Raw genomic sequence first — 16894 nt, 5'->3', positions numbered from 1 at the left:
CAATATCATATTTATTTTCACTTGCTAAAACCGGGTTAACAACGGGATGCTTTACCGTTAATAACCCGATTTTTAAAATTGTTGTCTTTATTATATTTACTCTATTAAAATTGTTCGGAATCATTGAAATGATGATTTATCTACATGACCATCATTTTCATGTAATACTGCCAATGCCCTTTCAAAATCATTCTCTTCAACCTCGCATTCTAAGACAACTTGACGATCATCTCCCATCGAACCTGCTAGTTCCTCCTCCGATGGTTTGTAAGGAAAGTATGGTACGATCGGTGAAATAGGTGTACTACTACTGCTAATTACTAACGGGGCAAGTAAAGTGCGATCAAGGCTATCCGGGATTTGATCTATTTTCACATCACGCACTTTTAACACTTCTAGTTTTGCACGCACATCTTCTGCATCATTTTTCGTTTTAAAATAACCTTTTAAATTTCTATACATATTTTCACCCTTTCCTATTTTTATTCAACTTATATATCTGATACCCATTGTTTTCAATTTTAAACAAACGCTTTCTTTACCTATTCATCAAATGTTTCTTTCAATACGACAGCATGATTATATATTTCATCTTTCGCTGCATAAACCAATGTCACTTGATCATGATGATGATTTAATTGTTTTATTTCTTGCAGAGCAGATTGTTTTTCTTGGTCTTCCTGTAATTCTTGTTGGTATTTTTGCTTAAACTCATTAAATTTCTTCGGGTCATGATTAAACCACTTTCGAAGTTCCGATGACGGCGCAACTTCTTTTAACCATAAATCAATTGCTAGCTCTTGTTTTGCAATTCCTCTAGGCCACAATCGATCAACCAAAATTCGTTGGCCATCTTCTTTTTCTACTTTTTGATATGCTCTCTTAATAGCTATGCCCATGTTGAAATCACCTCAGTTATTGTTTTACCCAATCTATTATGAAGAAAACCTAGTACTAGTATTTAGTTGGTGTTAAGTTATTTTAAAGTTGTTGTTAAATTTTACTATACCAAAACTATTACCTTTACAATAGTAGAGAAAACGTTTTTCACTATTATAAAGGGAGTCAGGAGCCATGAAAAAATTATCCAAACGCGAGTGGAGCTGGGTGTCTTACGATTGGGGAAACTCTGCTTTTTCCATTATTATTACCACAGCCGTCTTCCCCATTTATTATAAAGCTGCCGCAACAGAAGCAGGAATTGCGACTGTCGATTCAACAGCTTATTTAGGATATACCATTTCTACTTTCACATTTGTTCTTGCCATGCTTGCACCGATACTCGGAACCATTGCCGATTATCAGGGATTAAAAAAACAATTCTTTTCTTTCTTCTTCATTTTAGGTGTTGGTTCTACAGCCTTATTAGCATTTGTTCCAAATGATAGTTGGCTCCTCTTACTTATCTTATACCTTTTTGCTTCTATTGGATCTACGGGAGCCAATGTCTATTATGACGCTTTCTTAGTCGATGTTACCACACGAAAACGCATGAACCGCGTATCAGCTAGTGGTTATGCCATGGGGTACCTCGGTAGCGCTATTCCTTTCTTCCTCAGTATTGCGATCATCTTGTTAGGACAGCAAGGAACTTTACCTATATCCAGCAGTGTTGCTAGTAAAATTGCTTTTGGGATTACTGCATTATGGTGGGCTAGTTTCTCTATTCCATTACTTCGTTTAGTCAAACAACGACATGGAATAGCGCTCGAACCATCGCTGGTAAGTCAAAGTTTCAAACGTTTAGGACAGACTTTTAAAGAAATTAAACAATACCGTGCTGTTTTCTTATTCCTTCTTGCCTATTTCTTTTATATTGATGGCGTGGGAACTATTATCTCGATGTCTACTGCCTATGGTAAGGATTTAGGTTTAGGCACATCGGGTTTACTATTAGTATTATTAATGACACAAGTAGTTGCCGCACCATTTGCTATAGTTTATGGAAAATTAGCGGAAAGATTTAAAGGGAAGAAAATGCTTTACGTTGGTATCGTTGTGTATATGATTGTTTGTATCTATGCAATTTTCTTAGAAACAATCGTTGATTTTTGGATCTTAGCCATGCTTGTAGCTACCTCACAAGGCGGAATTCAAGCATTAAGTCGAGCGTATTTCGCCAAGATTATTCCTAAAAATAAATCGAATGAGTTTTTCGGATTTTACAATATCTTTGGTAAATTTGCTTCTATTACCGGCCCTTTTTTAGTTGGTATTACTGCACAATTAACAGGTAATACTAGTTTTGGTGTGTTTAGTTTAATTATTTTATTTATTATCGGTTTTATTCTATTACTATTTGTTCCAGAAACGGCTAGTCATACTGCTAATAAAAACGCTCAAACGGAGATCTCTGCTTAACAAACAGATAATTGGACGTTCCTGTTCATCTGACGTATCCTATAAAGTGGATTCATCAGTAGGGTTTCTTCTCAAATTACTTAGGCAAACCTTATCTTTATTAATATACTGCCCTCACTTCTTGCTTCAACTTCTGAGACAGGTGAGGGTAATTTCTTATGTTAAGGGGAAAAAAATTTACTTAAGGAGTGAATGATTTGGTGTCAACAGGTAAAACATTTCAACAAGCTAGACTTTCTGTATTAGATCTAGCACCAATTAATCAAGGTAGTTCTGCCGCTGAATCGTTTAAAAATAGCGTAGAACTTGCCCAAGCTGCCGAAAAACACGGTTTTCATCGTTATTGGTTTGCAGAACATCACAATATGCCTGGCATTGCTAGTTCAGCGACAGCTGTCATTATCGGACATGTAGCGAATGCAACCACGGCAATTCGTGTTGGATCAGGTGGTATTATGCTTCCGAACCATGCACCATTAGTCATTGCTGAACAATTCGGCACACTAGCATCTTTATTCCCCAATCGGATTGATTTAGGCCTTGGGCGCGCTCCAGGCAGTGACCGCCGAACTGCATATGCGCTTCGACGCACATTACATTCTTCGCCTGAACAATTCCCTCAACAATTAGAAGAATTACAGGCTTATTTCTCTGAAGAAGGCCATCTTGGTGTTACAGCCACTCCTGGTGCAGGTTTAATGGTTCCAATATGGTTATTGGGATCAAGTGATTTTAGTGCCCGATTAGCAGCAGAGAAAGGATTGCCATTTGCGTTTGCCAGTCATTTTTCACCAGATTATACGATCCCAGCTTTAACAATCTATCGTAATAATTTTAAGCCTTCAGCTATTTTATCTGAACCGTATGCAATGGTTGGTGTGAATGTCATAGCCGCTGATACGCAGGAGCGAGCGGAATGGTTAGCAACTTCTCAACAACAACAATTCTTAAATATTACCAAAGGTAACCCTACCAAATTACAGCCACCAATTGATGATGTTGAGGCAGTTTGGTCCGAGCGTGAACGTGCATCTGCCAAAAAAATACTACAATCAGATGCCACAATTGCTGGAGATCCCATCACAGTAAAAGAAAAACTAGGCAATTTCTTAAGTAAAACAGGTGCAAACGAAGCAATTGTGAGCTCACAAATCTATCATCAGCAAGATCGCATTCGTTCTTATGAAATCCTCGGTTCCTTGATGGAAGAAGAATAATTTTTTCATACGAAAAGCCAGTACATTCAACATGCACTGGCTTGTTTATTTCAAGACATCCATTTTGGCGGGGTGTCTTTACTCCAAAATATTTCTCCTATATTGTGGTGTACTTCATAGTTATCAGATAAGGTATGGTAATGAAAATTGAACCAATACCCTTCTTGCGGTCGATTATCTCTACGAACATGAAATCGGATGATATCCTTCCCGGTTTCTTCGTTATATACATCAAAAATTTTTTCACCATATCCCGCAGCTTTCTCTTCAGAAATACGCAACTGATTAATTTCTTTTTCAGGTAATTCATCTAGCAACGTCTGTAACACGGATTCAATTCCAGGTAAAATATCCGTTTCTATATCATCATCAATTTGATTTGCGATTTTAGGACCTAGTTTGGTTACCGTTTGTAGTTTTGCTTGTTCGATTAATCGATCAGTCGTACTGTCATAAAGTGGTTCCGGTGCAAACTTGTGATTGTTTGTCTCCAGAACAACTTCCATTGTCTCATTATGTGTACTTTCATCAGATGGTTTTACCTCTTTATTAGAAGCTTCAGCATCTGTATGTATTTGCATGGGCGGAACATACAAACCGAGCGTTACGATTGAAATAAATGTTACAAATATCCGTTTCATCCATAGCTGCATATTCGGTATCCCCCCATCAAAATTATCCTGTACTTAAATTTATTTTATCACTTTCAGCATAGAAATCTATCTTTTTTATACTTTTTTAACAAAATCGAAATATATTACACATGTTTTCCACAAAATATCAAATCCTAAAAACCGATTAACTATTTAAGGAGTGAAATACGTGCAAGACAAAATGAATTTGTTAATGTTCAGCGGTGAATATGATAAGGCTATGGCAGGATTAATTCTAGCAAATGCAGCTCGAGAACTTGATATTGAAGTTACCATGTTTTTTGCCTTTTGGGGATTGTGGCTTGTTCGTGAACCAGATAAAATTTCAAATGAAGATAAATCCCTTTATGAAAAAATGTTTAGTCGTTTTTCCCCCAAAGGCGCAGAAGACTTACCATTATCTAATATGAATTTCAGCGGCCTTGGAAAGAAATTATTAGTTGATATGATCGATGACCACCATGCTCCACATGTCATTCATTTTTTAAAAGGAGCTCGAAAAAAACACGTGAAATTTTATGGTTGTAAACTTTCTTTAGAGATTATGGGGTTTAAAGAAGAAGAGTTGATTCCCGAACTAGAAATTGTCGATGCAAAAACCTATTTAAAAGGGGCTCTACAGTCAAATATGCAATTGTTTATTTGAAAGATTCCTTGTGATAAATGCCTAACATTTTTTCATTCTCTAGCATAGGATAGCACTATAGTATGGATTGCTGGGAAGGTGGACCATTATGTTTAAGGCTAAAATTGGATCAAAAACGCTTTATCCTAAGAATGAGCTGGAGAATTACTTTGACCATTTTCGGAAAAATGTCGTTGGCTATAACCAACTTATTAAAACTCCTTATGGGGATAAACGAATGATTTACGCCGACTGGACGGCGAGCGGGAGACTGTACCGCCCAATTGAGGCAAAGTTATTGCATAAAGTTGGACCATGGATTGGGAATACCCACACAGAATCAACTATTACCGGGAGCACAACAACCGCAGCCTATGATTATGCAAAAGATGTCATTAAAAAGCATGTTAATGCAAATGAAAATGATGTATTAATTGCAACAGGGGCCGGTATGACAGACGCCGTCAATAAGTTACAACGTTTAATGGGGATTCGCGTTCCCAAACAACTGCAACAAAACATGAAAATAAATGAAGCTGATCGTCCGATTATTTTTGTCAGCCATATGGAGCATCACTCCAATTACTTATCTTGGAAAGAAACCATTGGGGATTGCATTATGCTGCCTGCTGATCAATATGGGAATGTAGATACAGTAGTGTTAGAACATTACTTAAAACAATACACTCATCGCAAATTAAAGATTGGCGCGTTCACTGCTTGCTCCAATGTAACCGGATTACAAACAGATTATCACCAGTTGGCTCGTCTCATGCATGAGTATGGTGGAATCTGTTTTATCGATTTTGCTGCGTCTGCGCCTTATGTTGCGATCGACATGCACCCAACTGCCCCACAAGAATGTCTAGACGGAATCTTTTTTTCTCCTCATAAATTTCTTGGCGGTCCTGGTTCAAGTGGTCTCTTGCTCGTTTCAAAAAACCATATTACAAGTGACATACCTGACAATCCAGGAGGGGGCACGGTTTTATGGACAGATAATTGGGGTGGCTATAAGTATTCCGGCCACACCGAAGCACGAGAAGATGGCGGAACACCAGGCTTCCTACAACTTATTCGCGCAGCATTAGCAATTAAATTAAAAGAGCAAATGGGTGTGGATGCCATGCAAGATCGAAAACGGGAAGTCATCCAACTTTTTGTGCCACTTTTAAACAAAATGGAAGGAGTATCGATTTTAGGAAACGCAGCTTTGCAAGCATGTATGGGCATTATTTCTTTTCGAGTAGAAGAAATACATCACCAGTTAGTAGTAAAATTATTAAATGATCGTTTCGGCATTCAAACAAGGGGCGGGTGTTCTTGCGCTGGCCCATATGGGCATTACTTACTAGATATTGATCCAGACAGCTCAGCCAAAATGGCGAAAGCAGCTGAAGCAGGTAATATGGCATTAAAACCAGGTTGGATTCGTGTTTCTTTACACCCAATTATGTCTGATAAAGAGGTTCTTGCAATCAGTTATGCCTTACAACAAATTATTGAACATAAACAAGAATGGGCAGAAGATTACGATTATGATCCGAAAAGCGATACATTTGTGTATAAACATGATAGTGTGATGAAAAATATTAATATGGAGCAATTATTTGATTTTACAGATTAAAACCAAGCGTACCTGTTGTTAAAATAGTACGCTCGATAATCTTATTGCCGCCAACCAAATGACTATATACAAAGTTATTTTTATGGTTATCACGTTAATTAGAGCAACGTAGGCAGATACACTATTTCTATACTTATTTGCTACGTGGATTTAAAACCTCTTTTTTTCCGCTTCAAATTGCTTAGAGATGTGTTTTATGCAATCCTATTAATGAATTAATAAAACATACGATTTGGATCTTTTTTTCTAATAAACAACCCAATAACAATAACGATCACTACGCCAACAGCTACATAGCTTATTACCGAATAAGACGGATAATTTTTCACCGCGATCCCAATCGTCGCCCATATAAATACAAGTGGATAAAAAACATCATGTTGTGTTATTCGGAACCATAGCGCAAGTATACCTGCTACACCAAGCAGGATAATCGTCCAGACTTGATCCGACAGACCAAAACCATCCCATTCCAGATACTTAAGGTAGTAGGCAATATTGGTAATGGTTGCGACACTAATCCAGCCTAAGTAAATCGAAAGTGGCAATAAATCGAATGGACTCTGCTTTCTTGCTTGCACTTTCCTATACAAGGTAATTAATGAAAGTAATAAACCAAGCATCACGATAACAGTGAAACCAAAATAGTTATAATGCCATAATAAAATCCACGCCACATTCAACACACTAGTTATCCAGAATAATCCATACGTATCTTGGTACAGGTCTAGTTCTCTGCGCTGAGGTGGAAGTTGACGTAACACCCATATAACGAGCAATAAATAAATAAGTCCCCATATACTAAAGACATAACCTGCCGGTGTAAACAATACGTTCAGGCGATCGGATATCTCTCCCGTTGTTTGTCCATTAATCGGTAGAATATTTGCTAATGCATTCACGGTAATAACCATGAGGATTGCAACAAGATTAGAAAAAAATACACGCATCATTTTACCTCCTTCATCTCATGATAAGTTGCTAAAGCCCTTTCCCGTGCCGCCTTGTGATCTACTATTTTATTTGGATACGTTTCTCCTAACACAATACCCGCTTCGGCTAGCACTTCCTTAGGCGCGGTCCATGGTGCAAATAAATATTTTGTCGGTAAGCTCGCCAGTTCTGGAACCCATTTCCGAACATAATCACCAGCTGCATCAAACTTATCTCCTTGGGTAACCGGGTTAAAAATACGGAAAAATGGAGAAGCATCGTAACCTGATCCCGCTACCCATTGCCACCCCATAATATTGTTGGCGACATCGTGATCAACGAGTGTATCCCGAAACCATGCTGCTCCTTCTTTCCAATGAATTAACAGGTGTTTGATGAGAAAAGAGGCAGTCACCATACGTATTCGGTTGTGCATCCATCCCGTTTCCCACAATTCACGCATACCAGCATCAACAACAGGATAGCCTGTTAGTCCTTTTTGCCATCTCGTTAAAGCTTGTTCATCCTCTAACCACTGAAATGCTTTAAATTCTGGTTTTAACGGTTGATTAATTACTTGCGGAAAGCTAACTAATTGGTGATAAGCGAAATCACGCCATACAATTTGTCTTAAAAAAGCTTCTACCTGACCGTATGCTTCCTGCTCTTGATTTATATCTTGATACGCAAGCAATTCTGAAATATCATGCCACATCATCCGCGGACTGATTTCTCCCCAAGCTAGGTATGGCGACAGTCCGGAAACGCCATCCTTGGCTGGGTAATCACGTTCATCATCATAATACATAATGGTCGTATTTAAGAAGTCTTGCCATTTTTCAAGGGCGTGCTGCTCGCCAGGCCGCCAATAAGCGTTTAATTTTTTGTACCATAGATAGTTGGGCAATAATGTTAAATCTTGCAGTTTTCCGACACTGACTTGATCGGGCACCCCTGATGTTAAAGTAGGTGGGATAGCTTGAGAAGCTGCGACATATTGTGTTCTAGCTTGCTTCCAAAACGGCGTAAATATTTTATATATTTCACCTTGTTTATTTGTTATCGACCCCGGTTCAAACAAAAGTTCTGAAGTATAAGTCTGAACATCAATCTCTTTTGCTTTCAAATAATCGATTAAGTTACTATCTCTACGCCGAATAGCCGGTTCATAACGAGTATTGAAGTAAACGGCATCAGCATTTGTTTCTGCTAGTAGATCAGTTAAAATTTCTTTGCTTGTCCCTTTCCGTAGCAGTAAAGGTATACCATGACTGGCTAATTGCTCAGATAGTGCTTGTAAACTATGATGAAGCCACCATTTACTCGCTGCTCCGACCGGGACATCTTCTTCCTCTGGTGCAAAAATAAATACAGGTACAACCTCTCCCCTTCTTGCTGCAGCTATGAAAGCTCGATTATCATGTAATCGTAAATCTTTACGAAACCAAACGATAGTACGCTGTTTCACCACGGTATTCCCTCTCTTTTATACAATATCTCTAATTTTTACCCTTTTTGATTAGGAACAAACCTATTTAAACAAAAAAAGCACCTATATGTTAGGTGCTTTCACATTAAGAAATGGTCTTCTTGGATGCAAGTGGGCTGGTTGGGAATGGGTGATGAAATTGATTTTGAATATAGTGATAGATTGCTTGTTCAACAGATAATCCTTGTGTTTTTAATCCTTGATTACCAAACAACACATTAAACTCCAAAATGTATAGCTTCCCATCACTAATCATCACATCAAACCCTGCATGATTAATGTTCAGTTTTCGCGCAACATCTCGAACTAGATTGATCGCTTCAGGTGGAATAAAATCGTAACAAAGTTCGCCACCTTTGGCGACATTGTGCAAAAACTCCCCTTCCAGGCCAATGCGCCAATAGGACGCATACACATCGTCTCCAATCACACAAATCCGGATATCCTTTCCATCATTTTCGAGGTACGATTGAATATACAGCACACTATTGGTGTCCGCATAAGCATAAAATTCTTCTTCATTTTCTATTAAAAATGTACCTCTTCCCATCGAGTTTCGCACTTCTTTTGCCACGAATGGAAACGGGAAAGTATCTAAAATCGCTGCTCGATTTGTCGCTGTATTTGCTAGAATTTCGGTATAAGGGACATGCTCTTTCGCTACTGTCCAAAGTGCACGGGTCATCTCGATTTTACTAAAACCAAGTTGCAAGCTTTCAATGCTTGGAAAAATCGCCTTTTTCCAACCATATACTAACGCTGGAACTTGCCAGGTTTCAGGGAACAAACAAATATCTGCTTCCTGAATACTATCGCTCTCTTGAAACATCAGGTCAGGCTTAATATAACGAACATTGGGCATACCAATCGTACGAAATGCATTAAATGTTACCATTTTCATAATGGTGGTTCACACTCTCCATGTAAAAAGTAAACTACAATTTTTGAAACGAACTAGCAATCTTTTAGAAAAAATCATAAATGCAAATCTATCATAGCACCATGTACGATTTTAGCAAGCCTTTTTTACAATTTTTTTAAAATTTTCCCAACCAATCAGGCATTAACGTAACTGAAAGAGATGGACAAGCAAGTAACCTAGTAATGCTAGTAAAACAGAACCAATTAATGCTGCGGTAAATGCCTTCGTTCCCCACTTACGAAATGTTTGTAAATCAACATTTAAGCCCAGACCTGCCATGGCCATGCCGATCAATAGATACGCTAAGTCCACCACATATCCCGCTACTTGATCTGAAAAAATCCCTAATGAATTGATCCCGCTCATCAGTAAGAATCCAACAATAAACCACGGTACCGAAGAAAAAGAAAATAGTGGTTCTTTTTCTTCCATGTTATGCGCTTCTGTTTTTCGATAAAAATAACCAATAATTAGTGCAACAGGTACTAGTAGCGCAACTCTTGTTAGTTTAACGATGACTGCCATATCAACGGCAGCTGCGCCCCCAATATCAGCTGCTGCAATAACGTGCGCCACTTCATGCAAGGTTCCTCCTGCAAACACACCATACTGAACCGTGTTTAACCCCAACACAGCATAGATTACCGTATACACAAGGGTGAAAATGGTTCCCAATACCGCGATCGTTGCCGCACCGATCGCTGTTTCGTTATCCTTTGCTTTTATCGTTGGAGCAATAGCAACCACCGCTGCAGCTCCACAAATGGCTGTACCACAGGCAACTAAAATCCCTAGCTTTTTCTCCACGCCGAAGAAGCGGGTCAAAGTATAAACAACCACCAACGCAAACGTAACTTGAATCACAGCAATCAAGAACACATTACTACCGGCATGATAGATATCGATCAGATTAAGACGCATACCAAGTAAGACAATGCCAATTCGTAATAGTTTTTTACTTGAAAATGTAATACCTGTGTCCCAATCTGCTCTTTTTCCGATCGTAAATTTCCATAGTGCACCAAGTAAAATCGCTAATACTAACGCACCTAATATTGATAAAAAGGGGATTTTTGCTATTAATCTCGCAAGGACTGCAAGTAGTAAGGTTAAGGCAATCCCTTGCATGAACCCTTGATTTTTTTGACTCATGATTAACACATCCTTATGCTCTTCTCCTTATCACTTTACGCCTGTATAATTGATTAAGGAAATACATATATTTAATGATTACGATTAGTTTTTTTAATAGCAGGAGGATGAAGATGCACTTAGATGCTTTACGAACCTTTGTCACATTGGTTGAAATAAAAAATTTTACTAAAACAGCAGACAAACTATTGATCTCACAGCCTAGTGTAAGTTTGCATATTAAAAATTTAGAAACCATATTCGATACGCAGTTGTTAGACCGTTCAAAAAAAGGGTTTCAAGTCACACCAACAGGAGATATTCTGTACCAGCGCGCCAAACAAATATTAACAATGTTTGAGAATGCCAAACAAGAAATTGCTACGCATCATCACAATGTCTCAGGAAAATTAACCGTTGGTGCTAGTCTCACGATTGGCGAATATATTTTACCGACATTATTAATGGATTTGCAAAAGCATTATCCTAATTTAATCCTAGAAGCTGTAATCGGAAATACCGAAGAAATCGTTGACGCGGTCAAACTTTTCCAAGTTGACATTGGTCTTATTGAGGGGCAGACAAATGAAACAGAAGTAGAGGTTTATCCCTTTATGGAAGATGAATTATTCTTCATTGCTGCACCAACGCACCCCTTAGCAGCTAAGGAAAAACTGTCCATTAAGAACTTGCAAAATCAATTCTGGATTACCAGAGAAGAAGGGTCTGGAACGCGTGAATATCTATATCACGTGATCCGTAAAGAGGCATTAAAAGCAAAAGGTTTTCTTACGATTAATAGTCATCAAGGGATTAAAGAAACCGTGATGCAAGGACAAGGCGTTTCCTTGCTTTCACAAAGTGTTATTAAACGAGAGGTGACAGATGGTCATTTAGTTCAATTACCGATTAAAGATAGGCAACTAACACGAACCTTTTCTTGTATCGTTTCTCCGATTATGAAAGAAAAGAAGAATGTTGAAATCTGTTTGAATTATTTGTTTCACCAGCAACTTCTTCAAGACAGATATAGGTAAAAGAAAGCGTTAGCGACAAAAGTAACCTGTAATTCCCTTCCATCCATACTAACGGTCGCTTATCTTATAAAAAAAATCATTCCTATTCAAAATAAGAATGATTTTTTTACATACTATAAATTATTAAAGAAAAGTCGAACAATATCCGTACCAGCTATAACCGTTCCTAACGTACTGCCTAAGTTAGCTAAGACAACAATTAAAAGCACTCTGGTCACTTTATTTCGCCAGAAACCTTTCACCGTGAAGACATCATCTGAGAGTTGCTCAAAATCAGACACATGCGGACGTTTGATAAAGGCTTGAACAATTCCAGCAAACCAACCAGCTGCGATTAACGGATTTAGTGATGTAATAGGTGCTGCGATAAATGCAGTCAAAATCGTCAATGGATGTCCGAAAGCAATCGCTACACCTAAAGCAGAAAACGAACCATTCCATAACAGCCAACTAATCGTTTGTTGCCAACCAGCGCTAGGATTAGCAAAAAATGTGTACGCAATTAGCGCAATAATTAAAATTGGAATGGACCAGCCAACGATCTTTGGCCACTTTGATTTTGGTGGTACTTTTGTTAAAGCAGTCAAATCATGATCCTTTTTAATTTCTTTTGTGATACCAGGTACATGGGCCGCCCCTAATACAGCGACAACTTTTTGTCCTGGCGCTGTTTTAATTTTTTGGGCTAGATACTGGTCTCTCTCATCAATTAAAGGCGTCTTTAATCGTGGAAATGACTGTGAAAATTCATTCAGTATTGTTTCAATAGAATCTTGGCTTTTCATTTTTTCTAAGTCTTCTTCGGTAATTGTTTCCTTTGTGAAAATACCTGAAAAAACTTGCGCCAGCAGCATCATCTTTCCTTTAAAACCAACGCCTCCCCAAATGCGGGCAAATGTAATTTGAATATTTCGGTCAGCTAGAACTAATTGGGCACCAGTTTCTTTTGCTGATGCTATGCCCTGGATCATTTCCTGTCCCGCTTCGATCCCAAACTGCTTGGCCATTCGTTTTTGAAACGATGAAATAGCAAGATTCATTAACAGTAAAGATGCTTTTTTCTCTTTAATCACGTTAAAAATATCCATGTCTTTCCATTTTTGTCCGTCCATAATTGACGCATACCGTTGTTTATCTAATTCGATGCAAACTGCATCTGGATTTTCTTGTTCGATAACTTGTTTCACTTGTTCTGCACTATCTTTAGAAACATGGGCTGTCCCAATTAGAATAAATTCTTTTCCCTCTTGCATGATTCTTGTTATATTCTCTTCCGCCATAAATGAAACCTACCTTTTTGCGAACGATTGCGTATTATATCGCATCTATCCTATTTTACCATAAAGTCCATTTAAGAACATCGTTATTTCCCTAGCAGATAAACAAGGCTTTTTCACATATAAAAAGGCAATCATCTCGCTTGATGATCACCTTACTTTTCATTATTACAAATGAAATAATTCCGTTAAGTGGGTTTGAAGCTTCTTTTTATAATCATCAAGCTGAAGTTCTTTAAAAACACTATGAATGGAAATACCTTTAAGTGGCTTCATACCAATAAAATCATGCATGTAATGAAATGGAGCTAGTACATCTTCTATATCCCGTTCGCCAAAGAAACCATTACGGTTGGCGAATTCCTCAAAAGGTGCACTCCATGTGGTTGACAACATATAATATTTATTTGTTAGTAATCCACCTTGTCCATAACCTTCCCCTTTGTCAAAAAAAGTACCACGGTTAAGCACTTGATCAAAATATAACTTGAAACTACCAGGTAAACTAAACCAAAAAATAGGTGTTTGATAAATCACCACATCTGCATCTAGAAATTTTTTTCGCTCCGCTTCCACCTCATACCCTTGATCCACAATTGTCGTGGTTAACTCAAATTTAGGTTTCAGATAGTCTTTCATCCATTCAAATATAGTCTGATTTAATTCTCCTTTGCTATGTGGGTACCATTGATGACCATTAATCAGTAAAATATGTTTCATGCTCAGCCCTCCTCTATCACCTTTAAAAAGTATATGACTCGAGAAGCGTAATTATTAGTGAAACTTACTTGTTACCAATGGGTTTATTCAAATTGTTCCTTGGGAATCGGATAACAAAACTAGTATATGGAGGAAGCGATAAATGGAAAAAGCAACAGATAAAAGTAGAAGTTGGCATCATTATGATGCGGAAAAGGTAAAAGCATCGTTAGCGGTCGATCCAAATCACGGTCTGTCTACTGAAACCGCACAACAGCGGTTAAATGATCAAGGTCCAAATAAACTAAATAAAATAAAAAAAGAATCAAAACTCAAAAAGTTTGTTAAACAATTTCAAGATGTAATTATCTATGTGCTAATCGCATCTACAATTATCACGCTGCTAATTAATCATTATATCGACGCTACCGTTATCGGTATGGTAGTAATCGTAAACGCTCTCATAGGCTATTTCCAAGAAAACAAAGCAGAAAAAGCGTTAGATAGTATTAAAAATATGCTCTCCCTCGAAGCTACGGTAGCTCGGGATGGTTCAAGAATAGAATTAGATGCAACAGAGCTAGTCAAAGGGGATATTGTTTATTTATTTCCAGGCGATCGGGTACCAGCTGATTTACGTATTATTGATGCGGATAATTTAAAACTAGAAGAATCAGCTCTAACCGGGGAATCTGCTTCGGTCGAAAAAACAACGGACACACTTTCTGAAGATACTATGCTAGCTGATCGACAAAACATGGCTTTTTCCGGTACTTCTGTCACCTCAGGTGCTGGTATAGGCATCGTAGTCGAAACCGGAAATAACACAGAAATCGGAAAGATTAATAGAAGTATGGCTGAAGTGAAAGAAATGGAAACACCTTTAACAAAACAAACGGAGAAATTCGGAACAGCGGTAACCATTGCCGTCGTCGGTATTGCCGTTTTATTTTTTGTATTTGCCTATTTCTTTCGCGATTATGCGATCGGTGAGCTTTTCCTATCTGTCATTGCTATGGTCGTTGGCTCTATTCCTGAGGGCTTGCCTGCCATTATGTCGATGATCCTAGCCATTGGCGTGCAAAAAATGGCCAAAAAGCATGCCATCGTAAAAAACTTACCATCTGTTGAGACACTAGGATCGGTAACGGTAATAAATTCTGATAAAACAGGAACACTGACCAAAAATGAAATGACGGTTACCACCTTGGTCACACCTAACCAAAGCTACGAAATTACAGGAACAGGGTATAATCCCTCTGGAAGCATTACAGCAACTCATAACGATAATGAAACGGACCCTTTACTACAGAAATTTCTGTTAACTACCAAAACTGCGAATGAAGCAGCTCTATTTAAAGATGACAACGGGAAATGGAACATAAGCGGAGAACCTACCGATGGTTGTTTTATTACGTTAGCTGAAAAAGCATCCATCGACATCCCCAATGCTGATGTAATTGATAAGATACCATTTGATTCGGATTATAAATATATGGCAACCCTTGCAGAAGTTAATGATACCCGATATATTTTTGTCAAAGGAGCTCCCAATGCCATATTTAACATGATACAAAATGATCAAGCATTTCATCGTGATTACTGGGTTGATAAGATGGAGGAATTAGCAGAAAAAGGACAACGCGTTATTGCATCCGCTTATAAACAAGTAGATATAAATCAAGCTGAAGTGACCCATGAAGATTTACAGAGCAACATGACTTACCTAGGATTAGCTGGTATTGTTGACCCTCCAAGAGAGGAAGCAATTCAAGCGATTCAATCCGCGCATCATGCTGGCGTTCAAGTAAAAATGATTACAGGAGACCAACCAACAACAGCAGTCGCAATCGCCAAACAAATGGGAATTACCACAAAGAACAAAGCTATAACTGGAAAAGAAATCGATCAATTAACTGATCAAGAACTTGCCAATGTCATTGAAGATTATGATGTGTTTGCACGAACTAGTCCGGAGAACAAACTCCGAATTGTTAAAGCATTACAAGAAAATGGCGAGATCACCTCCATGACAGGGGATGGTGTCAATGACGCCCCAGCATTAAAGAAAGCTGATATTGGTGTTTCCATGGGTATTAAAGGAACAGAAGTTTCCAAAGATGCTTCCAATATGATTTTAACGAATGATAACTTCAAAACCATTGTTGATGCGATCGAGGAAGGGCGCCGGGTGTATGACAATGTAAAAAAAACGATTATCTTCTTGCTCCCTACTAGTGCAGCGGAAGGATTTATCGTTATGGCAAGCATCCTATTAGGAATTGATATGCCACTAAACCCAGTACAATTACTTTGGATTAACATGGTTACTGCTGTTACGATTTCATTTGCATTTGTGTATGAACCAGCAGAATACGATATTATGCAACGCGCTCCTAGATCTAAAGATGAACAATTTTTAAACAAGTATTACGTATTTCGGATATTTTATGTTGCAGCAATTGTTGCTGGTGCAGGTGTGCTTACCCACACGTTAATGACAGGTAATGGGATCAGTCATGCGCTTGCAAGTACTGTCACATTACACATTGTTGTTTTTGGTAAAATGTTTTATCTGTTTAATGTTCGAACAGCGCATTTTGCATTAAACAAAACATTCTTTACTAATAAAATTGCTTTTTTAGTATGTGGGATTTTATTAGTATTACAGTTATTCATTACGTATGCACCATTTATGCATACCGTCTTCGGCACTGGATCTATTAACTTATCTTTCTGGATACCACCTATTCTATTGGGTCTCCTTGTATTTATAGTTGTAGAGATAGAAAAATTAATTAGAAGGAATGTTACAAGACAGTAACTACCAGGAATAGTAACATGTATTCTTCCTTGTAACGAGCAACTTTTTTGCTTTTACAATTTTTAAATCTTATAATGACTAGTAGAAAAAGTAAGGAAA

15 protein-coding genes are annotated in these 16894 nt (G+C 38.0%); 6 read left to right on the top strand and 9 right to left on the bottom strand.

All coding sequences use genetic code 11. From position 1 onward, the window contains the following. Window positions 1-120: 120 nt before the first annotated feature. Both DES48_RS03835 and DES48_RS03830 read right to left on the bottom strand, forming a co-directional pair. Complete coding sequence (locus tag DES48_RS03835; protein WP_079710405.1) at window positions 121-462, bottom strand: hypothetical protein; 342 nt, start codon at window positions 460-462, stop codon at window positions 121-123. An 80-nt stretch (window positions 463-542) separates the two neighbouring features. After that, window positions 543-899 carry a DUF488 domain-containing protein gene (locus tag DES48_RS03830; protein ID WP_113867010.1) on the bottom strand — a complete coding sequence of 119 codons (357 nt, stop codon included), beginning with the start codon at window positions 897-899 and terminating at the stop codon, window positions 543-545. Window positions 900-1074: 175 nt separating this feature from the next. On the opposite strand from DES48_RS03830, the gene DES48_RS03825 reads away from it, so the two are divergent. Beyond that, window positions 1075-2361, top strand: coding sequence for an MFS transporter (locus DES48_RS03825; protein WP_113867008.1), 1287 nt, complete (start codon window positions 1075-1077; stop codon window positions 2359-2361). Window positions 2362-2561: 200 nt separating this feature from the next. Continuing rightward, window positions 2562-3578 (top strand): LLM class flavin-dependent oxidoreductase, encoded by a 1017-nt coding sequence (locus tag DES48_RS03820; protein WP_245911282.1) that lies wholly within the window; start codon window positions 2562-2564, stop codon window positions 3576-3578. Window positions 3579-3628: 50 nt separating this feature from the next. Here the strand turns inward: DES48_RS03820 and DES48_RS03815 are convergent, their stop codons facing one another. Continuing rightward, window positions 3629-4231, bottom strand: a complete 603-nt coding sequence (locus tag DES48_RS03815; RefSeq protein ID WP_079710401.1) for a YpjP family protein — start codon at window positions 4229-4231, stop codon at window positions 3629-3631. Window positions 4232-4400: 169 nt separating this feature from the next. On the opposite strand from DES48_RS03815, the gene DES48_RS03810 reads away from it, so the two are divergent. Then, entirely contained in the window at window positions 4401-4877 is a 477-nt protein-coding gene (locus DES48_RS03810) for a DsrE/DsrF/DrsH-like family protein (protein ID WP_113867004.1), read from the top strand. An 88-nt stretch (window positions 4878-4965) separates the two neighbouring features. Continuing rightward, entirely contained in the window at window positions 4966-6483 is a 1518-nt protein-coding gene (locus DES48_RS03805; RefSeq protein WP_113867002.1) for an aminotransferase class V-fold PLP-dependent enzyme, read from the top strand. A 215-nt stretch (window positions 6484-6698) separates the two neighbouring features. Here the strand turns inward: DES48_RS03805 and DES48_RS03800 are convergent, their stop codons facing one another. From DES48_RS03800 to DES48_RS03785, 4 genes are all read right to left on the bottom strand, one after another. Then, window positions 6699-7433: a tryptophan-rich sensory protein gene (locus DES48_RS03800; protein WP_113866999.1), complete on the bottom strand. Its 735-nt coding sequence runs from the start codon at window positions 7431-7433 to the stop codon at window positions 6699-6701. Next, entirely contained in the window at window positions 7433-8887 is a 1455-nt protein-coding gene (locus DES48_RS03795; protein ID WP_211318466.1) for a cryptochrome/photolyase family protein, read from the bottom strand. The genes DES48_RS03800 and DES48_RS03795 overlap by 1 nt, the downstream gene beginning before the upstream one ends. 103 nt (window positions 8888-8990) lie before the next feature. Further along, window positions 8991-9806 (bottom strand): ATP-grasp domain-containing protein, encoded by an 816-nt coding sequence (locus DES48_RS03790; RefSeq protein ID WP_079710398.1) that lies wholly within the window; start codon window positions 9804-9806, stop codon window positions 8991-8993. Window positions 9807-9968: 162 nt separating this feature from the next. Next, window positions 9969-10979, bottom strand: a complete 1011-nt coding sequence (locus DES48_RS03785; protein WP_113866997.1) for a YeiH family protein — start codon at window positions 10977-10979, stop codon at window positions 9969-9971. A 113-nt stretch (window positions 10980-11092) separates the two neighbouring features. Here DES48_RS03785 and DES48_RS03780 point away from each other — a divergent pair, with 113 nt between their 5' ends. Further along, the gene (locus DES48_RS03780) at window positions 11093-11995 is read left to right on the top strand and encodes a LysR family transcriptional regulator (RefSeq protein ID WP_113866995.1); all 903 of its coding nucleotides are present in this window, start codon (window positions 11093-11095) and stop codon (window positions 11993-11995) included. A 113-nt stretch (window positions 11996-12108) separates the two neighbouring features. Here DES48_RS03780 and DES48_RS03775 read toward each other — a convergent pair whose 3' ends face one another. Next, entirely contained in the window at window positions 12109-13275 is a 1167-nt protein-coding gene (locus DES48_RS03775; RefSeq protein ID WP_113866993.1) for a TraB/GumN family protein, read from the bottom strand. A 165-nt stretch (window positions 13276-13440) separates the two neighbouring features. Beyond that, window positions 13441-13992, bottom strand: coding sequence for an NAD(P)H-dependent oxidoreductase (locus tag DES48_RS03770; protein ID WP_113866991.1), 552 nt, complete (start codon window positions 13990-13992; stop codon window positions 13441-13443). A 142-nt stretch (window positions 13993-14134) separates the two neighbouring features. On the opposite strand from DES48_RS03770, the gene DES48_RS03765 reads away from it, so the two are divergent. Then, window positions 14135-16795, top strand: a complete 2661-nt coding sequence (locus tag DES48_RS03765; RefSeq protein ID WP_113866989.1) for a cation-transporting P-type ATPase — start codon at window positions 14135-14137, stop codon at window positions 16793-16795. Window positions 16796-16894 lie beyond the last annotated feature (99 nt).

It is taken from the genome of Paraliobacillus ryukyuensis (assembly GCF_003315295.1).
Lineage (GTDB): Bacteria > Bacillota > Bacilli > Bacillales > Amphibacillaceae > Paraliobacillus > Paraliobacillus ryukyuensis.
The sequence above is the reverse complement of the archived record's forward strand: the minus strand, read 5'-3'. Positions and strand labels throughout refer to the sequence as shown.